The organism is Clostridium sp. 'White wine YQ' (assembly GCF_028728205.1).
Classification (GTDB): Bacteria; Bacillota; Clostridia; order Clostridiales; family Clostridiaceae; genus Clostridium_T.
In genome coordinates this window covers 918,899-940,874 of the sequence record NZ_JAQYUU010000001.1, presented here as the reverse complement: position 1 = coordinate 940,874, position 21,976 = coordinate 918,899, and the positions used below count along the sequence as shown (strand labels likewise).

Annotated in this window: 27 protein-coding genes; 6 read left to right on the top strand and 21 right to left on the bottom strand. The window is 29.2% G+C overall.

Annotated features, from left to right (window positions below):
* Positions 1–104: 104 nt before the first annotated feature.
* On the bottom strand, positions 105–506 hold the full coding sequence (locus PTZ02_RS04640; protein ID WP_274226650.1) for a DUF6608 family protein: 402 nt from the start codon (positions 504–506) through the stop codon (positions 105–107).
* A gap of 269 nt (positions 507–775) precedes the next feature.
* Between PTZ02_RS04640 and PTZ02_RS04635 the strand changes: the two genes are divergently transcribed.
* Positions 776–1,519, top strand: a complete 744-nt coding sequence (locus PTZ02_RS04635) for a cytochrome b5 domain-containing protein (RefSeq protein ID WP_274226649.1) — start codon at positions 776–778, stop codon at positions 1,517–1,519.
* Positions 1,520–1,523: 4 nt separating this feature from the next.
* Here the strand turns inward: PTZ02_RS04635 and PTZ02_RS04630 are convergent, their stop codons facing one another.
* Complete coding sequence (locus PTZ02_RS04630; protein ID WP_274226648.1) at positions 1,524–2,111, bottom strand: VC0807 family protein; 588 nt, start codon at positions 2,109–2,111, stop codon at positions 1,524–1,526.
* 169 nt (positions 2,112–2,280) lie between these two features.
* Here PTZ02_RS04630 and PTZ02_RS04625 point away from each other — a divergent pair, with 169 nt between their 5' ends.
* Entirely contained in the window at positions 2,281–3,453 is a 1,173-nt protein-coding gene (locus tag PTZ02_RS04625; RefSeq protein ID WP_274226647.1) for a sensor histidine kinase, read from the top strand.
* Positions 3,446–4,096: a response regulator transcription factor gene (locus PTZ02_RS04620; protein WP_274226646.1), complete on the top strand. Its 651-nt coding sequence runs from the start codon at positions 3,446–3,448 to the stop codon at positions 4,094–4,096. Before PTZ02_RS04625 ends, PTZ02_RS04620 begins: the two co-directional genes overlap by 8 nt.
* Positions 4,097–4,139: 43 nt before the next feature.
* On the opposite strand, the gene PTZ02_RS04615 is transcribed toward PTZ02_RS04620, so the two are convergent.
* Genes PTZ02_RS04615 through PTZ02_RS04605 form a run of 3 tightly spaced genes read right to left on the bottom strand, consistent with a single transcriptional unit; the run spans position 4,140 to position 7,754 of the window.
* Positions 4,140–6,383: an ABC transporter permease gene (locus PTZ02_RS04615; RefSeq protein ID WP_274226645.1), complete on the bottom strand. Its 2,244-nt coding sequence runs from the start codon at positions 6,381–6,383 to the stop codon at positions 4,140–4,142.
* Positions 6,383–7,081, bottom strand: a complete 699-nt coding sequence (locus PTZ02_RS04610; protein WP_274226644.1) for an ABC transporter ATP-binding protein — start codon at positions 7,079–7,081, stop codon at positions 6,383–6,385. Before PTZ02_RS04610 ends, PTZ02_RS04615 begins: the two co-directional genes overlap by 1 nt.
* A 25-nt stretch (positions 7,082–7,106) precedes the next feature.
* On the bottom strand, positions 7,107–7,754 hold the full coding sequence (locus PTZ02_RS04605) for a TetR/AcrR family transcriptional regulator (RefSeq protein WP_274226643.1): 648 nt from the start codon (positions 7,752–7,754) through the stop codon (positions 7,107–7,109).
* Positions 7,755–8,131: 377 nt separating this feature from the next.
* Here PTZ02_RS04605 and PTZ02_RS04600 point away from each other — a divergent pair, with 377 nt between their 5' ends.
* Positions 8,132–8,737 (top strand): NUDIX hydrolase N-terminal domain-containing protein, encoded by a 606-nt coding sequence (locus PTZ02_RS04600; protein WP_274226642.1) that lies wholly within the window; start codon positions 8,132–8,134, stop codon positions 8,735–8,737.
* Positions 8,738–8,921: 184 nt separating this feature from the next.
* Here the strand turns inward: PTZ02_RS04600 and PTZ02_RS04595 are convergent, their stop codons facing one another.
* From PTZ02_RS04595 to PTZ02_RS04535, 13 genes are all read right to left on the bottom strand, one after another.
* Entirely contained in the window at positions 8,922–9,569 is a 648-nt protein-coding gene (locus PTZ02_RS04595; RefSeq protein ID WP_337992983.1) for a hemerythrin domain-containing protein, read from the bottom strand.
* Between the two features lie 159 nt (positions 9,570–9,728).
* Positions 9,729–9,986: a zinc ribbon domain-containing protein gene (locus PTZ02_RS04590; protein WP_274226640.1), complete on the bottom strand. Its 258-nt coding sequence runs from the start codon at positions 9,984–9,986 to the stop codon at positions 9,729–9,731.
* 51 nt (positions 9,987–10,037) lie between these two features.
* Entirely contained in the window at positions 10,038–10,289 is a 252-nt protein-coding gene (locus PTZ02_RS04585) for a kinase to dihydroxyacetone kinase (protein WP_274226639.1), read from the bottom strand.
* A 178-nt stretch (positions 10,290–10,467) separates the two neighbouring features.
* Complete coding sequence (locus PTZ02_RS04580; protein WP_274226638.1) at positions 10,468–10,887, bottom strand: arsenate reductase ArsC; 420 nt, start codon at positions 10,885–10,887, stop codon at positions 10,468–10,470.
* A 51-nt stretch (positions 10,888–10,938) separates the two neighbouring features.
* A complete protein-coding gene (locus PTZ02_RS04575; RefSeq protein WP_274226637.1) occupies positions 10,939–11,145 on the bottom strand; it encodes a DUF4177 domain-containing protein in 207 nt (68 codons plus the stop codon).
* A gap of 104 nt (positions 11,146–11,249) precedes the next feature.
* Complete coding sequence (gene arsA / locus PTZ02_RS04570; RefSeq protein ID WP_274226636.1) at positions 11,250–12,995, bottom strand: arsenical pump-driving ATPase; 1,746 nt, start codon at positions 12,993–12,995, stop codon at positions 11,250–11,252.
* A gap of 21 nt (positions 12,996–13,016) precedes the next feature.
* The gene (gene arsD / locus PTZ02_RS04565) at positions 13,017–13,403 is read right to left on the bottom strand and encodes an arsenite efflux transporter metallochaperone ArsD (RefSeq protein WP_274226635.1); all 387 of its coding nucleotides are present in this window, start codon (positions 13,401–13,403) and stop codon (positions 13,017–13,019) included.
* Positions 13,404–13,430: 27 nt separating this feature from the next.
* Complete coding sequence (locus PTZ02_RS04560) at positions 13,431–13,760, bottom strand: ArsR/SmtB family transcription factor (RefSeq protein ID WP_274226634.1); 330 nt, start codon at positions 13,758–13,760, stop codon at positions 13,431–13,433.
* 233 nt (positions 13,761–13,993) lie between these two features.
* Positions 13,994–14,494 (bottom strand): GNAT family N-acetyltransferase, encoded by a 501-nt coding sequence (locus PTZ02_RS04555; protein WP_274226633.1) that lies wholly within the window; start codon positions 14,492–14,494, stop codon positions 13,994–13,996.
* Between the two features lie 28 nt (positions 14,495–14,522).
* Complete coding sequence (locus PTZ02_RS04550) at positions 14,523–15,380, bottom strand: isocitrate lyase/PEP mutase family protein (RefSeq protein ID WP_274226632.1); 858 nt, start codon at positions 15,378–15,380, stop codon at positions 14,523–14,525.
* A 164-nt stretch (positions 15,381–15,544) separates the two neighbouring features.
* Positions 15,545–16,600 carry an ACR3 family arsenite efflux transporter gene (arsB, locus tag PTZ02_RS04545; RefSeq protein WP_274226631.1) on the bottom strand — a complete coding sequence of 352 codons (1,056 nt, stop codon included), beginning with the start codon at positions 16,598–16,600 and terminating at the stop codon, positions 15,545–15,547.
* A gap of 11 nt (positions 16,601–16,611) precedes the next feature.
* Complete coding sequence (locus PTZ02_RS04540) at positions 16,612–16,992, bottom strand: ArsR/SmtB family transcription factor (protein ID WP_274226630.1); 381 nt, start codon at positions 16,990–16,992, stop codon at positions 16,612–16,614.
* Between the two features lie 254 nt (positions 16,993–17,246).
* Positions 17,247–17,486 (bottom strand): CDGSH iron-sulfur domain-containing protein, encoded by a 240-nt coding sequence (locus PTZ02_RS04535; RefSeq protein ID WP_274226629.1) that lies wholly within the window; start codon positions 17,484–17,486, stop codon positions 17,247–17,249.
* Positions 17,487–17,722: 236 nt separating this feature from the next.
* Between PTZ02_RS04535 and PTZ02_RS04530 the strand changes: the two genes are divergently transcribed.
* Positions 17,723–18,664, top strand: coding sequence for a DUF2935 domain-containing protein (locus PTZ02_RS04530; RefSeq protein ID WP_274226628.1), 942 nt, complete (start codon positions 17,723–17,725; stop codon positions 18,662–18,664).
* 334 nt (positions 18,665–18,998) lie between these two features.
* Positions 18,999–19,460, top strand: a complete 462-nt coding sequence (locus PTZ02_RS04525; RefSeq protein WP_274228061.1) for a peptidylprolyl isomerase — start codon at positions 18,999–19,001, stop codon at positions 19,458–19,460.
* Positions 19,461–19,527: 67 nt separating this feature from the next.
* Here PTZ02_RS04525 and PTZ02_RS04520 read toward each other — a convergent pair whose 3' ends face one another.
* From PTZ02_RS04520 to PTZ02_RS04510, 3 genes are all read right to left on the bottom strand, one after another.
* Positions 19,528–19,809, bottom strand: coding sequence for a YmaF family protein (locus PTZ02_RS04520; RefSeq protein WP_274226627.1), 282 nt, complete (start codon positions 19,807–19,809; stop codon positions 19,528–19,530).
* Positions 19,810–19,908: 99 nt separating this feature from the next.
* Positions 19,909–21,291 carry a HAMP domain-containing sensor histidine kinase gene (locus PTZ02_RS04515; RefSeq protein ID WP_274226626.1) on the bottom strand — a complete coding sequence of 461 codons (1,383 nt, stop codon included), beginning with the start codon at positions 21,289–21,291 and terminating at the stop codon, positions 19,909–19,911.
* Positions 21,281–21,967, bottom strand: a complete 687-nt coding sequence (locus tag PTZ02_RS04510) for a response regulator transcription factor (protein ID WP_274226625.1) — start codon at positions 21,965–21,967, stop codon at positions 21,281–21,283. Before PTZ02_RS04510 ends, PTZ02_RS04515 begins: the two co-directional genes overlap by 11 nt.
* Between the last annotated feature and the right edge of the window lie 9 nt (positions 21,968–21,976).

Below are 21,976 nucleotides of genomic sequence, written 5' to 3'. Positions count from 1 at the left end.
TATGTTTTACCTATTCCACTTATTCTTTTTAAATGTATGTAACTGCAACAAAAAAACTCAGCAATAATTGCTGAGCCTTTTCTTTTCAGGAAATTTAATTTAATTTAATTATTATTTTCTATATCTAACTTCTTTTTATTACGTAATTTATTAACTATGCTCTGCACCACAACTACAGCTAAAAATATAAAACTCCAATTTAAAAAAGCATCTCTGTAAGCTGTCTTAGAAAGTTCTCCTAAGAATCCAATTCCCCATACAATTAAAAATATAAATAGAATGGAGATTGCATACTGCACAGTTATTTTTACAAAAGTATTTTTGATATTTATATAACTAAACATACCATAAAAGCCTACTCCGACAAAGGTGAATAACGCCCTTATTAATATATGGGCATTGGTATCAGTTGCTTGTCCACTAAATAGTTGATAAATAGAACTAACTAGTGTTACCAATGTGAAAATTACTGTAAACAAAATAGATAAATTAACTAATTTTTTCATAGCATCACTCCTCATGAAAATTACATTTCTTGAAATTAACGTAATATTATCATATCATATGTTACAATATTTTCCCAAAAATGTTAGAGTAAACAAAACTAAATCATTAATGTTCACAATTCTAAGGAATAATGTAATTAAGTTTGTAATAGCTCCCTCTTCAAAATAATATATTTATAATACATTTTAACTTATCGTGTTATACCAACATATACATAACTTTTATTTTCATCTAAATATAAATAAACAATTAAATATTGGAGGATTTAATGAATTATTTTATGCCCTTAAGTGACCCATATAATCATTTAAGTCTTAATGAAATAGGAAAACCCTATAACTCTATGGAAGATGCTCTTTTAATAATTGAAAAATCCCTGGAGAATCAGCAGGAAGACGAAATAGCCTTTAATTATTTAATGGCATTAGCTCCAACTGAAGAAGAAAAATCTATAATTATATCCATAAGAAATGACAATTTAAAACATGATGGATTCTTACGAGAAATATATGCTTTTTATAAAAAACAAAGTGCTTCTAGGTTAAGAAGCTCTGACTGTACCTATTCTGAAGCGTATATCCCTCAAATAAAAAAAGCTAGACTTAATGAGATTGAAAAAATATATAGATATAGAAATATTTTAGCTGGTTTAACTGATAAGTATTATAAAGATATGATGCTCGAAGCGTTAACTGATTGCATTATTCACCTTTCGAAGTATGACTATATACTTTACCTTAACTTAGAAAGAAATTTATCTAATAGAAAAAGATTGAGACAGGTTAAAGAATTTACCATAGAAGAGCTCTCAAGATATGATGGTTCTAATGGAAATCCAGCATATGTAGCTGTTAATGGAATTGTATATGATTTAAGTAGTGAAGCCTCCTGGGGTGGAGGCACTCATTTTGGTTTATCAGCAGGTATGGATTTAACTTTACATTTTGAAAAGTGCCATAGTACCCCACCAATCTTATCAAAACTTCCTAAGGTAGGAATACTTAAATCATAATAATTTATATCTTCTCTGTAATCATCTTAGTTATAAGCTTTCCACTTATAATTAGAGCTGCAATAGTGCCCCAACTTATAAAATGAGAAATAACAAGATAAATACTGGTTGGTAATATAATGGCTAAAACAATGTGAATTATAGAGCCAACCAGAAAAATTCCACCAAAAACTCCAGTCATAAGGCTAAATTTTTTATGAGCAATTTTACTGCTTATATGTTCATTCTTACCCTTGTTTACAAATTTAAGTATAAACACTAGTAAGGGCTTTCCAATTAAAACAGAAATTATAAATGCTATCCCTATTATACTGAAAATCATTGGATGAACTAACTTAAGTGGTAAAGAAGCTCCACCAAGAATTGTTGAGGAAATCACTGCTATTATGAATCCAAAAGCAACAAATATTCCTATCCAATCTATTTTTCCCTTCCAAAGAAATAAAATTATAGTTCTTATTATTGGAAACGCTGATGCAATTGTAAGTGGTATGGTCTCAGTAGTAAATACCTTGCTTAATACCATATATAGAATAAACGGAACTATCATATTAATACCTAAATTCTTAATTAATTTTTTCTTTGCTTCCATACTTAACACATCCTTTGTTTTATTTTCTGTGTTAAGTATATTATCATCTCAACTTTCTTCATAGTCACTTAAGTAATCATAAGCTATGTTACTAAAGTAATATATTAATTTTCCTCTTGAGTGATATAATACAATTATTACATTCTAGCTTAAACTAAGGAGAAATTTAATGTTTACATATAGCAAAAAATATCTAGTCATTATAAAATTCTTTTTAATGATATTTCTTTTATCTAATGCTTTTCGAAGATATGATACTCTGAATATCCCAATAACTACATTTCTCTCTATATGCACTATTCTGCTAATAAATGATCTGATTAGAAACCTTATTAAGAACAGTACACTTTGGTATATAATTTCACTAATGTTATCAATACTATTAGTCTCACTATTAAAATACTTTTTAAATAGCTTTCAAACTAATATTTTTATGTTTATTTATGTACTTGAGATATTATATACTCCATTTAAGAGCAAAGTCCCACTATTAATATTTCATGCAGTTTCGTTTTTAACTTCCTCTATTTTAGCTAATAATAACCTAAGTACAAATGATTTTTTAAAATCTTTCGGTTCTGGGTTCCTAACCTATCTTGGAATTATTTGTACACTATATTTATCTCATAGTGTTAGAGGAGAAAGAGAAGCAACAAAAAAATTAAATGTGGAATTAATTGAATCTAATAATAAACTTAAAGAATATTCCTTAAAGGTTGAAGAATTATCTGTCGCAAAAGAAAGAGAAAGAATGGCTCAAGAGTTACATGATTCACTTGGTCACTCTCTTATGGCACTTACAATGCATCTTGAGTTTGCTGAAAAAATATTTGATTCTGAGCCTGAAAAATCTAAAGATATAATTTTAAAGGCAAAAAATCTTGCTAAAAATAGTACTGCTACCTTAAGAACTATTGTTGATACCATGAAAGAAGAAAGAAATATTGAGGATTTAAAAAATTCAATTAATGAACTTATTGATAGTTTCAAATTACTTGAAGATATAAAAATTGACTTTATTATGAATCCTCTTTTAGAGGCTTTGAAGCCTGATATTAAACTATGCATTTATAAAACTATCAGAGAAAGCCTAACTAACGGCATAAAGCATGGAAAAGCAAACTTCTTTAACATAGAAGTAGCTTTGAATGATGAATTTGTTAACCTAATTATTAAGGATAATGGTTTAGGTAGTGATAATATTATAAAATCAAATGGCTTAAATGGAATTGAAAAAAGAATTTTAGCATTAGGTGGATCTATTAATTTTTGTAGCAACAAAAACTCAGGTTTCTTAACAAAGGCTGAAATTCCTGTATTTAAGGAGGATAATAATGATTAAGGTGATAATTACTGATGATCAACAAATAGTAAGAGAAGGTATTAAGATGATACTTAGTCTTGATAGAGAGATAAATATTATTGGAGAAGCTTCTAACGGACAAGAGTTACTTAATAATTTATCTGAAAAAACACCAGATGTTATACTAATGGATATTAGGATGCCTATTATGGATGGAGTTGAAGCTACAAGATATATAAAAGAAAAATATCCAAAGATTAAAGTAATTATACTGACTACGTTTAATGAGGATGAATACATATTTAAAGGCTTAAAAAATGGTGCAGATGGGTATATATTAAAAGATTCCGGTTCTGATGATATAATTGGTGCTATAAAAACAGTCTATAATGGAAATATTCTTTTAAATCATGATGTTGCTAATAAAGTGGTTAATGCATTAGCTAATACTTCTCATTCTATTAATGATGTATATGATAAAGAAGATAATAAACTTGATAGCTTAACTCCAAGAGAGTTAGAAGTAGCTAAGTTGGTTTCTGATGGAAAAAGTAATAAATCCATTTGTGAAATACTCTTTTTAACTGAAGGAACAGTAAAGAATTATGTGACAAGAATACTTGAAAAACTTGAGCTAAGTAGTAGAACAGAATTAGCTCTTTATATAAAGCAATATAACTAAAAGCAGAGACTAACTATGTCATAGTCTCTGCTTCTTTTTTTCTTTATTCTAATCTAGATTTTAATATCTCATCCATTGCAATTTTATTAAGTTTTCTCTTACTTAAGGCTTTTGAAATTTCATAAGTAGCATAAATAACTACAAAACCTACTACAAGATAAATATAATTTATTGAAATTGGAAGTGATATACTCATTTCTTTAGTAAGTGATTTAAACATAGCATTTAGTGAAACTATAAGTAATGGTATTCCCAAAATGTAACCTAGGATTACTAAAAATACAGAACTATTTAAAATCATAGAATATACTTCTTTCTTTCTGTAACCTAGGATCTTCATAAGAGATATATTTTCTTTGTTTTCTTCTATTATCATAGAAGTTACAACATAAATAACTATCAATCCAATTATAAAGGATATAAACGCCATAGTTCCAACCACACCTTGAATAGGTGCTGTCATTGCATCAAAGGCATTTTTTATATCATCCTTTGTTACTGTAGTTAATAATTTATCCTGAGGAATGTCAAGCTTTTCAGTGCTCCATAGCCCCATGTAACTATTCTCTGGAAGTTTTAGCATAGTATTGAATTCACTTAGCGGCATATATACATAGTTTCCAACATAAGATTCTGCAATGCTGTCTATTGTTATAGTATATTCTTTTGAATCTAATTTACTTATTACTTTAATACTGTCATTTTCTTTTACATTTAGTTTATCTGCTAATCCTCTTGTAATAATTACTTTATCCGTACTTAGCCTACTTCCTGACTTATCATTAAAAGTAACATATTGTGAGTTATTACTTACACCATATACTGTTACATCCACTTTGCTATTTGATTTTAGTGAAAAAGGTATCTCAGAAAAAGCTTCTCCAGATTTAGGATTATCCTTCTGTAATGAATTAAACACATAACTATAGTTATACTTAAAGGTATCCTCCATTCCTTCATTTACCAACTTATCTAGAGAACTCTTTGCTGCAAATCCAAATAACAGTAACATGGTTGCAAGTGTAACTCCAAGTAATAAAAATCCACTTCTTGCAATACTTCTAAGCTGTTCTCTTATTTTAAATTTTGTAGAGAACTTAAATCTATCTAATTTTAAATTCTTTTCAATGAAACTAACCTTTTTCTTTTCACTTCCACCCCTCATTAGTTCTAGTGGTGAACTTTTTAGAGATTTATTAACTACTAAATATCCTGAAACTACTAAGAATATTATTGGTAATAATACACTTATAACTAAGTATTTAATATCATAGTTAATGGCTCCTACTGGCATATTAAAATATGAAAGCATAAAATTCAGCATCGGTCTTAGTAAAACTGCTCCAAGTATTGTTCCAACGATACCTCCTATTAATGAAATAATTAATGGATATCTTAAATAGTGACTTTGAATTTGTTTCTTCTTATAACCTAGCGCATAGAGAGTTCCAATTATGGAAGCTTCTCTTTTAACTAATCTCCACATTACAATACCAGTTAACACGCAAGTTAGAGTTAAAATAACTATAGGCATAGAGGAACTCATTTGATTTATTCCTTGTAATTTTGCAGTCACATAAGTTACTCTTGGATTAGTTGAAGTATTTGTCCAACTTAATACGGTAGTATTTTGACCTTTCAAGTAATCCTTAAACTCCGATATTCTATCATCTATATTACTTGTGTCTCCATTAAACTTTATTGAATAAAAAATATTACCTCTATCTAAAGCGCTAAATTCATCTTTATTTATTACACCAACTCCAAAATTATTTGCATCTGTTAAAAGATCAGTTTCTGATTTTAATGGATATATATAGTTTGGCAAAGACATAAATCCTGATATTTTATATTCTTTATCATATATCTTTATGCTATCTCCAACCTTAAGTTTATTTGCTTTTGCATAAGCAGGATCTAGTAAAATATCATTACCACTTAAAGCATTTCCTTCAATAATTGCTGGTGTATTTACCTTTGTATTCTCTGAAAATAGCCTCAGCACCTTATCTTTTGATACTGCATAATCAAAGGTTTTACCCTCTTCTATCTTCATATTAAATTTAGCTTCTATTTCTGAAATATTATTTATTTTTTTATCTACCATGAAGTTTGAATCTTCTTGCACATATTCTTTTCCAAAAGATGATAAGGTAGTTTCCATATTAACTGAAAGCAAATTAAACATAGTAAAGAAAATACAACTTATAATAATGAGTGCCAAGGATCCAAAATACTGCGATTTACTTTCTAGAATGGTTTTCTTAATTTTCTTGTTAATAATCATTACCACTCAATCCTTTCTGCTGGCATAATTGTTTCATTTACTTTATCTTCTACTATCTCGCCACTTCTCACCTTAAATACTCTATTTGCCATTGCACTAATAGCGGTATTATGGGTAATCATAAGTACAGTTGTTCCAAATTCTTTATTAACCTTTTGAAGCAGCTTTAATATTTCCCTTGAAGTTGTAAAATCAAGAGCTCCTGTTGGTTCATCACATAATAAAAGCTTTGGATTCTTAACCACAGCTCTTGCTATTGAAACTCTTTGCTGTTCTCCACCACTTAGTTCTTTTGGAAATCTATATTTTTTATCTAACATTCCAACAGCCTTTAATACCTCATCAACTTCAAGGGGTGAATCGCTTATATTAGAAACTACTTCTATGTTTTCACCAACTGTAAGATTAGGAATAAGGTTATAAAATTGAAATATAAATCCCACTTTGTCTCTTCTATAGTCTGTAAGTTTGTTATCTGATAAGGATGTTACTTCTGTATCCTCAATTTTAACTACTCCTGAATCACTTCTATCGATTCCGCCAATTATATTAAGTAGTGTTGACTTACCAGAACCTGATGGTCCAAGTATTACTCCTATCTCACCTTTATTAAGCTCAAGGCCTACGCCCTTTAATACTTGAGTTGTTACATCTCCACTTTTGTAGCTCTTTTTTAAGTTTTCAACTTTAATAAACATATAAATTCCCCCTGTGTATTTTGTCTTATTTTTTACTTCCCATTCCATTTTTTAGAAGCTCTATCATTGCCTTTATGTCTCTTTCATTTTTAGAAAAATCTTCATCTACAATATCTTCTCCAAGACTTCTTGCCTTACTCATCATGTGTTCCTTAATCTTAAAGGATACTCCTGTTATAAAAAGAGTAAGAATATTATCGTCTATATCAGTTCTTATAGAACCATTATTTTGTCCATCTTTGATTAATTTTAAGAGATATTCATTTGAAAGTTTCATCATATATTCCATTGATTCATCAGTTAACCCGCTATATTTTCCTAAAAATACGTCTTGAATGAATATAACTAATTCTCTTTCTTCTCTCATTTGAACCCATACATCCTTAGCATTAGCATAAAGGAATTCAAATAAATTAATTTCTTTATTTCCAAGTGTCATATAGGTACTGTACTTTTTTACTAGAAATTCTATTGACCACTTTACTGAAAACATAAACAATTCTCGTTTATTTTCAAAATACTGATACATGCTACCTTTAGCTACTCCAGCATTTTTTGCAATGGTTCCTATATTCCCTTTTTCAAATCCATTACTTATAAATTCATTTATTGCTGCTCTCATTATCTTCTCTTGTTTCTCAAGAGGTAAATTTAAAAAAGTATCCTTTGGCATATTAGCACCACCTCATTGTTATTTTCTCTATTTACTTATTATCTTAAGCAATCAATTTATTTTTATTGATTACTATCATCCCTCCTTGTGACTCATGAGTCATGTGACCTCTTAGTCATATAATATGACTTTTGAGTCACATTGTCAATATAAATATTTAAAATAAAGACTAAGACCTTTATAGTTGAAAGCAATGTAACACATTTATATATCAAAATAAAAGATTTGAAAAATAGAGAGCCAATGTATGTATAGCAAATGTGATATTTTGTAAATTATGTTATAATAAGTGCTATTAAAAACTATAATCTAATGAACAATAGTAAAATTTTGCGTCGGAGTTTTAATTTTTAGAAATTGTATGGAGGTTGGGAAATATGGATAATATATTATTACTTTTAGAACAAATTCGCTCAATAGCACAACTTGGATTGTGTTATGCAAAAGACCCATATGACCATGAAAGATACGAAAAATTACTTGAATTAGCATCAAATGAATATTCTCAGATATGTAATATTGACGAGAAAATAATTGTTGAACGATTTAAAAAAGAGTTAGGTTATATAACTCCTAAGGTTGGCGTAAATGGAGTAATTATTTCACAAGAAGGAAAATTTCTTTTAGAAAGACGTGCTGACGATAAATTGTGGGGCATTCCTGGCGGTTGGACTGAAACAGGTGAAAGCCCTCAACAATCAATAAAAAGAGAGATTTATGAAGAAACAGGGCTTAATGTAGAAGTTAAGGAAATCATAGACATATTTACGAGGATACCAGGAGATTTCGGACAACCTCATACATCATATCATATATTGTTTTATTGCGAGGTAATAGATGGAAGCTTAAAAGCATCATTTGAAAGTATAGAGATTGGATTCCATGACTTTAATAAGATAACTGAATGGCATAGAGACCATCTTGATATGGCTCAGAAAGCGAAAGAGTTCTTAAATGAATATAATAAGAACATCAATGTATGATAATTTTAGGAGTTATCAAAAATATATTTGTATTGTAACCATTTGTAAGATAATTAATTCTGATAGTTGTGTTAAAGATAGATAATCTTGGTCTGACTACGGAACAAATGAGGGAAATGCTAAATAAAAAATAGACAGATAAAAAGAGTTTATTCTTTCAACTGTCTACTTAACTAGAAATTGTTTAAATTATATAGTTTACTTCTATAGGTGTAAATTGATCTAAATTATAAATTCCTAATACTTTTTCAATGTTTGTAACCTCACTAACTATACGTTCAAAGCCATCCTCCCCAAATTTCTGCTCTTCTATTTTCTCAAATAGATCTCCAAGTTCTTTAAATTCTTCAGGATTTACTAACTCATGAAAAGCTGGAAAAATAACTGTATCTTCACGTGCAGAATGAGGGTCATACATATTTATATATAGTGATAACAATCGAATCAATTGAAGGTCATTTTCAAAATAACAGGTATTTTTTGTTGACGAATAAATTATATTATTTGTTAATTTACGTGCTGCATTATGTTGATTTAAAAGTGTATTTATAAGCTCGCTATACTTAGAATTACTTGAAAGTTTCGGAAAAACATATTGTTCCTCTAGTTTTTGATGATAATCTTCAATGAAATGTTGTGCTATCATAGCAGTATTATAAATAATAGTGTAAATATTAACTCCGCTATTCATTTTTTGTCCTCTTAAATATTTCAATGCATCATTATAAATTAATAGCATACGATGCATGACACCGTGCTCACGCATTAAGTCTTCTGTAGGGTAAATCTCAATTTCTTTATTTTCCGTGATATTTGAACTCGTTTCAATCACTTCCTTTTATTAATAAATACTCATTGGTTTAATATATGTTTTAAAATTTATATTTGATAACAAAAGGAGTACTAATTGATATCAATAAAAAAACAATCCAACAAATTTAATTAATGGATTGTTTTTTATATTTGGTATTTAGTTATAAGTAGCTTATGCTTACTTCCAACGTTTAAGTGTTGGTAGTAAAGCTGTCATCTCTTTTCTTGCCTCTTCTTCTCCAATTGCTTTTCCTAAAACAGGAACAATTAGCTCAATCATATCTTCCATGGACATATTGGGATCAATAAATTTTCCGTCTTTATAGCAATTTGTACAGTAAATACTTTTACTTCCATCTGGTTCTTTTGATATGAAATGTGCGTGTTCTTCATTAAAAGGTAAACCACAGCTTTGACACATTGTTACTTCTGTCATCTTCCTCATTCCTTTCGTTATAACTTAATATTATACTAAATTAATTATAAATTAACCCTTTAGTCCATTGGCTTGTCTTTCCATATTTTCTATAACAATATCATGGATATCTCCTAATGAAGAGCAATATTCAAGAACTTTCCATGGAGTATTGGTATGAAAATGTATCTTTATTAATTCCTCATCTCCAACTGCAAGTAAACAATCACCTTCTATGTTTTTTGTTATATATTCATTTATATCATCTTCTGATAAATTTTCTCCTTCGATTAATAACTGTGTATCAAACTTATATTCAATCATAATTATTCTCCTTTAAAAGTAATTCTTCCTATATACTATATTATATATATCTTTTTTCAGAATTTCCATATAATTTTATATAAAAAAGGTCGCAAACCATGTGCGACCTTTTACAAATGATAAAGATTTAATAGAGAATGTTCTTGAACTATATTCATAATTCTAACTATTTTTTCAATTACTTTATTCCCTCAATCTCATTATTTAAAATTCTACTTTTTAAATCTTCAACTTTTTCTTTAATTGTTGTGGCTATCTTTATGAATTCTTCATCACTTTTGCCTGTTGGATCATCTAATCCCCAATCCTCAGTAAGCTTTGCTGGTAAGAATGGACAAACTACGTTGCATCCCATCTTTACTACAATATCAACGTCTGGAATATCAGTTAATAATTTCGATCTGTGATTTTCATTCATGTCTACACCATATAGATCTTTTATTATTCTAACTGCATCTTGATTAATCTGATCCTTTAATTCTGTTCCAGCTGAGTATGATTCAAATACATCCCCTGCAAACAATTTTCCTAATGCTTCTGCCATCTGTGATCTACAAGAATTGTGTACACATATAAAGGCAACTTTTGGTTTATTCATAAAAATAACACACCTTCCTAATTTAATTACTTTTCATCTAGTTGTTTTTGTTTAGTTTTTAGAAGCTTTTTTAAATATAATTGAATTATCATTAAGCTTAGATGGCTTTCCTAGTGAAGTAATTGGTTTTTGTATAATTCCTACAAGCTCCCAACCTTCTTCTCCATATTTATTTAACTCTTCTTCTAAGGATAAATCATTATCTAAACTAATAAATTTATCTACTGTAAATACTTTATATTTCCATTCAGTATTCATAAGTTCACCTCTTTATTAATTATTTGTGAGATTAAGGTCACCAAAAGCTGTTCTTAACTCTATTAAACAATTAATATTTTGTCCTTATCCTTTATTTATTATTTTCAGTCTATTATATTTAAAAGTTCTTTTCCTTTTACATCTTCAGCCTTCCATTCAATAACTGCAAAATTACCACTTGATATTTCATTCACTTTATTAATCCATTGAACTTCATTACTCGCCTTTGCTTTTAGAATTTTGTTGGTGGTTTTTGTTGCATATAAACTTGAGTTAATAACCCACCACTTACTATTAATACCTGCACGTTTTAGGTCTTCGTCTAATCTTAAAGCTTCATAAACTGGTGTTGTTTCAGCTAATGTTACTATAACAACTTCTGTTTCATCTGAATTTTTAAGTTTAGGTAAAAGCTTTATAACAGATTCTGGTATATCACCTTGAGAACGCTGTATTTCTTTATTATAGCTTTGAGTTGAATCTAGCAAAAGTAGAGTATGACCTGTAGGTGCAGTATCAATTACAACTATTTCATTTTCCGACTTTTCAACTATTTCTGCAAAAGCTCTAAATACAGCAATTTCCTGAGTACAAGGAGATCTTAAGTCTTCTTCTACATATTCTAAATCTTCTTCACTCATAGTTTCTCTTGCCTTGCTTAATACTTCTTCTCTATATTTTTCTAACTCTTTCTTCTCATCTATATTACTTATAGTTATACCATAACTTTCATCTAAAACAAATTTCAAATGTGCAGCTGGATCAGTAGTTGTAAGATGCACCTTTTCACCTTTTTCTGTTAATCCTAATGCAATAGTTGCTGCTATTGTGGTTTTACCTACTCCACCTTTTCCCATTGTAAATATAACTTTTTTATTAGAATTATATAAATCATCTATGACAGCCTTTAGTCTAGGAATCTCATCAACATTTAAATTTTCTTCACTTTGCTTTACATTATCTTCTTTTAAAAAAGCCCTTACATTTTCAAGTCCTGTTATATTATAAGGTCTTAATGGTATTTCAAAAGTCTTAAGATTAGTTAAATATTTAGGCATTTCATTTAAAGCTCTTTGCTGCTTTTCATATAATGCAGTCGATAGCATATCATCATGATTTTGAAGCACACCATTAATAATTAATAGCTGATTATTCACACCTATTTCTTGTAACTCTTTAGATGCTCTCTCTGCTTCTTTTAGTGGAGAAGCTTCTGGTCTTGACACTAAAATCAATGTTGTTAAATCTTTATTAGCTAATGCTTTAACTGCATTTTTATAAATCTCTTTTCTCTCTTCTAATCCTGCTAGTTGACCTAAACATGAAGCTCCATGTTTACTATCATTTATAAAATTACTCCAGGCTGAAGGTAGTTGTAGCATTCTAAGGGTATGACCTGTAGGTGCAGTGTCAAATATTACATAGTCATAATCCTTTTGAATCTTTTCATCTGTGATAAAATTTGAAAACTCATTAAATGCTGCTATTTCAACTGTGCAAGAGCCTGAAAGTTGTTCCTCCATATTTTTTATTACTACATCGGGAAGCTTTCCTCTATAGGGTCCAACTACACTCTCCCTATATTCTTTAGCCGCATCTTCTGGATTAAAATTTGCAACAACAAGATTAGGCACTTCCTTTATTTGAGTTCCTTTATTATTAAGCTCAGTATTAAAAACATCCTGTAAATTTGATGCTGGATCTGTACTTACAAGCATTATTCTTTTTCCTCTATCGGCTAAGGTCATAGCTGTTGCACAGGCAGTTGAAGTTTTTCCAACCCCACCTTTTCCGGTAAAGAATAAATATTTAGTTAATTCCAACTCATTTAAATTAAATGGCGTAGCCATATTTACACATCCCTTCGCCTATTAGCAACATCCACCCTTGCATCCGCAACTCTTGGGTTTAACATTAAGTGTAGCTTTTTTTATTGCAACCTTAAGATAATCTTCTGGTATATCTAAAAGAGAACAAAATTCTTCATTAGTTGGATATCCTTTTGTTTTAACTACCTTATCTTCTACAATAATTACTGGAAGAATATCTACTCCATCGCTATTTAACAATTCATTTATAACTTTATTGTCTACAAATGCTTGCGGATTGCTTGTTAGATTATATCTTTCAACCATAACTCCATTACTCTTTAAGTTATTTAATACAGTTGACACTCTTAAAAGCTCCGGATCTACTCCTGGACCACAAACTCCTGTTGAGCAACACATAGCTGGATCAAAAATTATCATTTTTTTCATAAGATACAACTCCTTTAATCATTTATTCTATTTTTCGCAATTCCCTTTTTTAGTTACATTTTTGCATATACAATCATCTGTTTCAGTTATAATGTTCATTAAATACAATATAAGCTTATTGGCCTTTGTATTATCAAGTGCATAATGACTCCATAATCCTTCTTTTCTACATTTAACAAGATCGCAATCAATTAAAACCTTCATATGATGTGACAATGTAGGTTGAGTAAATTCAAAGTTCTCTAATATATCACAAGCACATTTCTCTCCGCAAGAAAGAATATCTAAAATTTCTAATCTATTGGGGTCAGATAAGGCTTTAAAAATTTTTGCATTTATTTCATAATTTTTATCCATTAAATCACCTCTTATATAGATAACTATCTATATATTAATCATAGACATCCATCTATATAGTGTCAATAAGTCTTATATATATTTAACATTTATTAACACAATATATATGCATATCAATATTATATTCAGTAATTCTCTATTTGTTTCTTCATATTTACTATTAAACTCACTCCAAATTTAAAAAGTATATAAGAAGGATTTCTTATATACTTTCATAATCATCTATATATTATTTAATTATATTTATCTAAGGAGCTTCGTTTTTCCATTAAAATTGTGTTTCTCCATTTTCCATGCCTATCTTTTCCTACTTTTTCTCTATATCCAATCTCTCTAAATCCACATTTCTTATGTAAATTCAAGCTTGCCTCATTTTCCTCCATAATACCTGATTGAATTGTCCAGAATTCATGATTTTCTGACTCAGCTATTAAGCTTGAAAGTAATTTCGAACCTACTCCTTTTCCTTTGTAATTATTATCTACATATATACTTAATTCTCCTACCCCTGCATATACACATCTACTTGAAACTGCAGATAATGCAGCCCAACCAATAACTTGCTCTCCATCTACTGCAACCAAACGACAACTCTTAACATGTCCTTTATCCCATTCTTCATAAGATGGACACTCAGTTTGAAAGGTTGAAATATTTGTGTCCATACCTTGCTGATATATTGTTGCTACACATCTCCAGTCTTGTTCTACCATACTTCTAATTTTTATTTCCATGATATTTCCTCCCCAATTTTTTTAAACTTTAATATTTTTTTATTCCTATGATGTCGTCTAACGTATTTAAATTTGATAATAAAGTATTATCATTAACTGTCTCTAAAAAGGACCCTGTTTTTTTTACGTGAATAAGCTTTTTAGACATATATTCTATTGAATTAAGAATCATAAATGTCGGCAAACTTACTCTTGATATTCCTAAATCTATGCAATCATTTATTGAAAATTCTTGTATGTTATATGGGAGACCTGCAGCTATGCTTATAGGCCCGTCTATTTCTTTAGCAAGAAGCTTTATTTCATCAAGAGTTTTTACATATGCTACAAAACATATATCTGCACCAGCTTTTATATATTTATTAGCCCTTTCTATTGCAACTTTAATAGCTTTTTCTCTGTTATCATAAGCCTTTAATGCATCAGTTCTAGCATTTAATATAAAATCATTTTTGCTAAGTTCTTTTTTTATCTTCTTAACCGTGTCTATCTTCTCTAGCATTACACTTTCATTATATATTTTTAAAGTGTCTCCTAACATTTGATGATTTAAATCTTCTATGTTTATTCCTGATACCCCAACACCTATAAATTCTTCTATTACATTACTAAAATATTCCCCATCACCATAGCCATCTTCTGCATCTGCAATAACTGGAATGTTTACTGCGTCAACAATTTCCTTTGTAATTTTCAAATTCCTCTTTAAATCAATATCCTCTTCACTCATATAACCTTTTGCAATAGAAAAACTATATCCAGAACATTGAACAGCTGGGAATCCCGCATACTCAATTATTTTTGCTGAAATACCATCATAGGCATCTGGCATTATAATTGTATTTCCTGAATTTAATAGTTCTTTTAAAACTCTATCCCTATCCATTTTACACCTCATTCTAGACTGAAATTTTCGTATACAAGTTCTTTAAATTGCGTCAGTGTTCATATCTATTATTTTAACACAAATCCATCATATGAAAATAAATTATATATAAAAAGACACACTCTCAATATTTTGAGAATGTGTCTTTCCGCTTTTAATATTAATTATGCTTCTTTCTTAGAACTAAAATACTTTCTTCTCCATGCTAATGCTACATTTACAAGTCCAATCATTACTGGAACTTCCACAAGTGGTCCTATTACAGCTGTAAATGCTTCCTTTGATTCTATTCCAAAAACTGCAACTGCTACAGCTATAGCAAGTTCAAAATTATTACTAGCTGCAGTAAATGACAAGGTTGTTGTTTTCTTATAGTCTATACCTGACTTATAACTGATATAGAAAGAAACTGAAAACATTATTGCAAAATAAATCATAAGTGGTATTGCGATTCTTATAACATCCAAAGGTAATTCTACAATATACTTTCCCTTATAAGTAAACATTACTATGATTGTAAATAATAATGCAATTAAAGCTAATGGACTTATTTTAGGTACAAACTTTTTGGTATACCATTCCTTACCCATTTTAGGCTCTAAGAAAAGTCTTGTTAACATACCAAGTGCAAATGGTACTCCAAGATAAATTGCTACAGAAGATGCTACTTCTCCCATTGAAATGTCTACTTTATAACCAGTTAAGCCTATCAATGTTGGTAAAACTGTTATAAAAATATAGGAGTATATTGAATAAAATATTACTTGAAATATTGAATTAAACGCTACAAGTGCAGCTGCATATTCTGTATCTCCATCAGCTAAACTATTCCAAACAATGACCATGGCAATACATCTTGCTAGTCCTATTAATATTAGGCCTGTCATATATGCAGGATATCCCTTTAAAAAGACTACTGCTAGAACAAACATTAGTATTGGTCCTATAATCCAGTTCTGTACTATTGATAATCCTAGAACTTTTGGATTTCTAAACACTTTTCCTAGTTCTTTGTAGTTTACTTTTGCAAGTGGTGGATACATCATAACAATTAACCCTATTGCAATTGGAATAGATGTAGTACCAACTGATAACTTAGATAACCCTTCTGATAAACTAGGCACACCCCAACCTAAAAGAATACCTATTGCCATAGCAAGAAATATCCATAACGTTAAATAACGATCTAACCAAGATAACCTTGATGTTTTATTACTCATTTAAATCACTCCTATTTTGCATAATTATTAAAGTCAACTTTACCTTCTTTTAAATCATCACAACTTAATCCACTCTCTCTATATTTCTTAAGTCTTTCATGGTCATCATTACACTTATTCATTTTAGCTGCATGGGTTCTAATGATTTCATTTATAAAAGGATATTCCTTTATTGTTTCTTCATTTATTTTGTAGTACACATACTTAGTAACTTTATAGTAATCTAATATTTTAGCATTAGTTAGCTTATTTAAGTGCCTTGACGCATTTGATTGGTTGATATTTAGTATAACTTCAATCTCACAAACACAGAGTTCTTCGTCTTTAAGAATATTTAATATTCTTATGCGTGTCTCATCTGATAATGCTTTCATCACTTGTACTAAATCCATTCTTTCACCTCTCATATGATTATATTCGCTTTTAATCATATGACAATCCTATTGAATTTGCAACCTTTATTTTTAGGTTCTTTTAAGAAACAGTGTACATAATACACAATATTTTAGATGAACTTTTCAATGAGTTCCTCTAATGCACATTTTAAGAAATATTGTATTAATTATTATTAATTTATTCCTAAAATGCCCATAAAAAAATTGCACTCCATTGAAATTTAGAAGTGCAACTTAAAAGTTTATTTTTATTAAAGATTTTTGTGCGAACCGTCACAATATGGTGGATTGCCAGTGTGCTTACAAGCACAAAGATATGCAGTCTCATCTTTTTCAGCAGTAAATGCTAGTGGTTCAAATGAAGTACCCTTATGGTTTCCATTACAAAATGGTTGGTTATCACTTTTACCACAAGTACAATAATAATAAGTTTCACCTTTTTTCAAATCAACAGGAATAGGTGCTTTTCCTGCAACAACAGGTTTATCCATACTTATCTCTCCTTATCTGGTTAAATATATTCTACAAGAATTACTTCATTTTATTTTATGTATCGGTTTATATTTTATACTCTATTTATGTTGTTACTCATTCCTATATACTTTCTATTTCTGGATACTTCAACATGTTCACAATAGAGGCAGACCTTACTCCTCAAAATTAGTAGCACATCACAAACTTATTAATAATATATAGTGAATTCAATTAATTTTTAGGAGATATAAATATGTTGTCTAGAGATGACTTCATAAGGCAATCACTCGAATTGCATCTTTTTTTTGCTCGTATTATGAAAGAACATTCCTTCTTTTTACAAATTAATTTCACACCAACTAGTTCCGGTTATATTTCACAAGCAGATAACTTTCGTATGGGATTTGATAGACTTTTATCTGAAGCTATATCCCTTTCAAATGGCGTTGTAAGTCCTGAAGTATTGCAATCTGGTGAAGTATTCACACCTTATACATTGAAAGCTGAAATGGCCTCATCATATTATACCGGAGTAAATATTCCACTTGGCATAACTGAAGCTGAAAGCAGATTAGCTTCGGGCCACATAATGATTAATAAATCTGAGCTTGAGCAAAGAGTGTATATGCTAAACCAAAGAATTATGTCACTAGTTAGTGCTTTAATAAATTATAAAACTAAGCTCCTATCAGATATCTTATCTTGTAGGATATTTACAGATAATTATCCGCTACTTGTTGATCATATTTTAAGAGAAGCAAAATTTTATCTTAATATAATTCAAAAATTGCAGAATCATCAAGAAGTCAATTTAGAGAGAGAAGCTTATGAACAGGAAAGTTTCTGGAATAGAATTATGGCAGAACATTCAAAATTTATACACGGTCTTCTTGATCCAACTGAAAATGAACTAAAAAAAGTAGCTGAAAACTTCGGAAATGAATTTGACCAATTGACTTTAGAGGCAAAAGAATCTATGACTATGACAATACCACTAGCTAAAGTCACAGAAGATAGTCTTAATGCAACTGCTCGAATAAGTAAGTTTAAAGCACAAGGCACTGAAGGTATATTAGAGTGTAAGATTAGATCTATAATAATACCTTTATTAGCTGACCATACCTTACGTGAAGCAAACCATTACTTACGTTTATTAAAAATATTTAATAATTCAGTTTCAAATTCATATATTTAAAGATACCTCACCTACTATTTATATAAAAACATGAAAAAAATACTGGAATAGCTTATAATTATAGGCTATTCCAGTATTTTAATTTAAACCACAATAATATTGAATTTATTTTTAATATTTGGTAACATTACATAATACTACTATACTTTTTCTGGAGGATTAAAATATGAAAAGTAAAGGTTTAATAAAAAAGATTTTACTTCTTTCCTGTGCAGCTTTAGTCATTACACTAAGTGGCTGTACAAAAGCACCAAGTAACACTGCTAACACTTCAAAATCAAGTAACGATTATAAAAGTAAATACAGTGGTAAAAAGCCTATTGTAACTATAGAAATGGAAGATGGATCTAAGATTAAAGCAGAACTTTATCCTGATGTTGCACCTAAAACTGTAGATAATTTTGTAGACTTAATTCAAAAGAACTTCTATGACGGAGTAATTTTTCATAGAGTAATTCCTGACTTTATGATTCAAGGAGGAGATCCAACTGGTACAGGTACTGGAGGATCAGATAAAACTATTCCTGGAGAATTTAGTGAAAATGGCTTCAAGAACGACTTAAAACATACAAGAGGGGTTCTTTCAATGGCAAGAACTAATGATCCAGACTCTGCAAGTTCTCAATTCTTTATTATGGTAAAGGACGCTCCAAGTCTTGATGGGAAGTATGCTGCTTTTGGTAAAGTAACTGAAGGTATGGACGTTGCAGATAAAATCGTTAGTGTAAAAAGAAATTCTCAAGATAAGCCACTTACTGACCAAAAAATGAAGAAAGTTACTGTTGAAATACAATAATTTTGAAAGCCTTGATAAAATTAATTATCGAGGCTTTTTTAATCTCTTTAATATAAAGCTAGTCTATCTACTCTGCACTAGTATACCCACGGATAAAATGATGATGTCCGTCTGCAAACTTTACTTGTGCTTCATAGTAATGATAGTGAAGTCCATTAGGCATAGTTATTGATGGACCTGTTCTAGTTTCATATTCATGTGCATGATCTTCATGATAAGTAGTTATTCCTTTAATGTAATGTATATGAGGCACTCCACTTGGTTCAATTGAAGTCACTTCTCCGTAATTATGAATGTGTCCATCATTTATGGTAGTTTCACCTGAGATGCTATGAGAATGCTTATCCATTTAACTTTCTCCAAAATATTTTTATACAATTACAATATATGATGTAGTTTAAAATATGATAAATAAATTATACATAAAAAGAGCTGCCCTAAAGCAGCCTTAACTTTTTAACAAAACTATATGAACTTCTAATGTTTCTTTTTCTTCATCGCATTTAACAAAAACTTTTCCTCCATGAAGATTCACTATGCTTTTTACTATAGGTAGCCCTAATCCTGAACCTTCAACCTTTAAGTTTCTTGAAGTATCTCCTCTATAGAATCTCTCAAATATTTTATTTACCTTATCTTTCTCTAATTCTCTATATTCATTTCTTACTATAAACTCTACTTCACTAGGAGATTCTTTAATTTCTATATTTACTTCTGTGCCCTTTTTGCTGTACTTTATTGCATTGGTAAATATATTTTGAAACACTCTAGCTATCTTATCTCCATCAATATTTAGTATAACCTCTTCTTCTGAGAAATCACTTACAAAATCTATATTGGCATTTTTACTCTCTAGCTCCAGTTCTCCTAAACATTGACCTATTATTTCTACAACATTTATTTCACTTTTATTAAGTTTAATGTCCTTACTTTCTAGCTTTGAATATTCAAATAAATCGTCTATCAAGCTTTTTAATCTATTTGCATTATCCAAAGAAACATTAGAATATTTATTTATATCTTCATCTAAAGCACTTTTTTTATTAATAAGCTCTAAATAACCTATTAAGGATGTAAGTGGAGTTCTTAAGTCATGGGATATATTTGTTATTAATTCATACTTTTGTTTTTCTTCTTCTTGCTCTTTTTCTCTCATCTGCTTAAGATTTTTAGACATATTATTTATTTCTTTTGCTAATACATTTAATTCATCTCTTCCTTTTTCATTAATGGTATAATCTAAATCTCCAGATGATAAAATTTCTACTCCTTTAGCTATTTTCCCTATATATCGTGCCTTTCTATTTATAAGTAGATATATTATAGCTATCATTAAAATAATAGGTGCTATAAGCTGCCATATATAATATCCACTAGACTTTATAGTTGTATTTTTCCATACATATAAATAACATTTTTCATTATCAATTTTCACTTCATATACTCTATAAAAAACTGATTTTTCATCTTTAAATGGATGACTTAAATCTATATAAGAAAAAGGTATATAATTTTTATTTCCTGTTTTACTTACATTACTAGATTTTAAAAGAATCTGTCCATCATTATCTGCTATAGCCATATTAAAGTTGTTAAGCTTAGCTACTTTATCTAAATACTCTTCACATGAATCACTCTTTCTAGTAACAAATCTACTACTTTCAACATAGGCCTCATTTGCCTTGTTTATTAAGCCTTCTGGATATTCACCTTTGTCATTTTCTATAAAAATCATTGTTGATACTACTGTAACTAAAAGTGCTAAGATATTTATAATTAAAAGGCTTCTACTTAAACTTCCAAAAAATACTTTCTTTATTTTATTTATCAAATTTATACCCAACTCCCCATACTAATTTTATAAATTCAGGATTCTTAGGGTTAATCTCAATTTTCTCTCTTATATTTTTAATATGTGAAGCTACTATATTACTTGCATTAAAATAAGGTTCATCCCAAACATTTTCATATATTTGTCTATTGCTTAATACTCGTCCTCTATTTTCTACTAGTAAATCTAATATATTAAACTCTATTGGCGTTAACCTTACAAATTCTCCATCTACATAAACTTCTCTTGAATCCTTATTTATTTCTAGATTATCTATAATTAAATTCTTAGAATCACTTTTACCTGAAAATTCTATATATCTTCTAAGCTGTGATTTTACCCTTGCCATAAGCTCTATTGGATTAAATGGCTTGGTTACATAGTCATCAGCTCCCACGTTTAAGCCCAATATCTTATCACAATCCTCAGACTTTGCTGATAATAAAATTATAGGTAGCTTTTTCTTCTCTCTTATTTTTAAGCAAGCTTTTATTCCATCAAGTTTTGGCATCATTATGTCAAGTATAATTAAGTCTATATCATTATCATTAAGTTTATTTATTGCATCTATTCCATCCTCAGCTAAAATAACCTTATATCCTTCATTTATAAGATAAATTTCTATTAATTCTCTTATTTCACTATTATCATCAACAACTAAAATAGTACTACTCAATACTTATCA

Excerpts from the sequence above, each read along its gene's own strand:
- PTZ02_RS04620 (WP_274226646.1), top strand. The coding sequence starts at position 3,446 with ATGATTAAGGTGATAATTACTGATGATCAACAAATAGTAAGAGAAGGT.
- PTZ02_RS04630 (WP_274226648.1), bottom strand. The coding sequence starts at position 2,111 with ATGGAAGCAAAGAAAAAATTAATTAAGAATTTAGGTATTAATATGATA.
- PTZ02_RS04525 (WP_274228061.1), top strand. The coding sequence starts at position 18,999 with ATGGAAGATGGATCTAAGATTAAAGCAGAACTTTATCCTGATGTTGCA.
- arsB (WP_274226631.1), bottom strand. The coding sequence starts at position 16,600 with ATGAGTAATAAAACATCAAGGTTATCTTGGTTAGATCGTTATTTAACG.
- PTZ02_RS04605 (WP_274226643.1), bottom strand. The coding sequence starts at position 7,754 with ATGCCAAAGGATACTTTTTTAAATTTACCTCTTGAGAAACAAGAGAAG.
- PTZ02_RS04555 (WP_274226633.1), bottom strand. The coding sequence starts at position 14,494 with ATGGAAATAAAAATTAGAAGTATGGTAGAACAAGACTGGAGATGTGTA.
- PTZ02_RS04550 (WP_274226632.1), bottom strand. The coding sequence starts at position 15,380 with ATGGATAGGGATAGAGTTTTAAAAGAACTATTAAATTCAGGAAATACA.
- PTZ02_RS04530 (WP_274226628.1), top strand. The coding sequence starts at position 17,723 with ATGTTGTCTAGAGATGACTTCATAAGGCAATCACTCGAATTGCATCTT.
- PTZ02_RS04600 (WP_274226642.1), top strand. The coding sequence starts at position 8,132 with ATGGATAATATATTATTACTTTTAGAACAAATTCGCTCAATAGCACAA.
- PTZ02_RS04580 (WP_274226638.1), bottom strand. The coding sequence starts at position 10,887 with ATGAATAAACCAAAAGTTGCCTTTATATGTGTACACAATTCTTGTAGA.
- PTZ02_RS04585 (WP_274226639.1), bottom strand. The coding sequence starts at position 10,289 with ATGATTGAATATAAGTTTGATACACAGTTATTAATCGAAGGAGAAAAT.
- PTZ02_RS04560 (WP_274226634.1), bottom strand. The coding sequence starts at position 13,760 with ATGGATAAAAATTATGAAATAAATGCAAAAATTTTTAAAGCCTTATCT.
- PTZ02_RS04520 (WP_274226627.1), bottom strand. The coding sequence starts at position 19,809 with ATGGATAAGCATTCTCATAGCATCTCAGGTGAAACTACCATAAATGAT.
- PTZ02_RS04575 (WP_274226637.1), bottom strand. The coding sequence starts at position 11,145 with ATGAATACTGAATGGAAATATAAAGTATTTACAGTAGATAAATTTATT.
- PTZ02_RS04635 (WP_274226649.1), top strand. The coding sequence starts at position 776 with ATGAATTATTTTATGCCCTTAAGTGACCCATATAATCATTTAAGTCTT.
- arsA (WP_274226636.1), bottom strand. The coding sequence starts at position 12,995 with ATGGCTACGCCATTTAATTTAAATGAGTTGGAATTAACTAAATATTTA.
- PTZ02_RS04640 (WP_274226650.1), bottom strand. The coding sequence starts at position 506 with ATGAAAAAATTAGTTAATTTATCTATTTTGTTTACAGTAATTTTCACA.
- arsD (WP_274226635.1), bottom strand. The coding sequence starts at position 13,403 with ATGAAAAAAATGATAATTTTTGATCCAGCTATGTGTTGCTCAACAGGA.
- PTZ02_RS04590 (WP_274226640.1), bottom strand. The coding sequence starts at position 9,986 with ATGACAGAAGTAACAATGTGTCAAAGCTGTGGTTTACCTTTTAATGAA.
- PTZ02_RS04535 (WP_274226629.1), bottom strand. The coding sequence starts at position 17,486 with ATGGATAAACCTGTTGTTGCAGGAAAAGCACCTATTCCTGTTGATTTG.
- PTZ02_RS04625 (WP_274226647.1), top strand. The coding sequence starts at position 2,281 with ATGTTTACATATAGCAAAAAATATCTAGTCATTATAAAATTCTTTTTA.
- PTZ02_RS04615 (WP_274226645.1), bottom strand. The coding sequence starts at position 6,383 with ATGATTATTAACAAGAAAATTAAGAAAACCATTCTAGAAAGTAAATCG.
- PTZ02_RS04610 (WP_274226644.1), bottom strand. The coding sequence starts at position 7,081 with ATGTTTATTAAAGTTGAAAACTTAAAAAAGAGCTACAAAAGTGGAGAT.
- PTZ02_RS04540 (WP_274226630.1), bottom strand. The coding sequence starts at position 16,992 with ATGGATTTAGTACAAGTGATGAAAGCATTATCAGATGAGACACGCATA.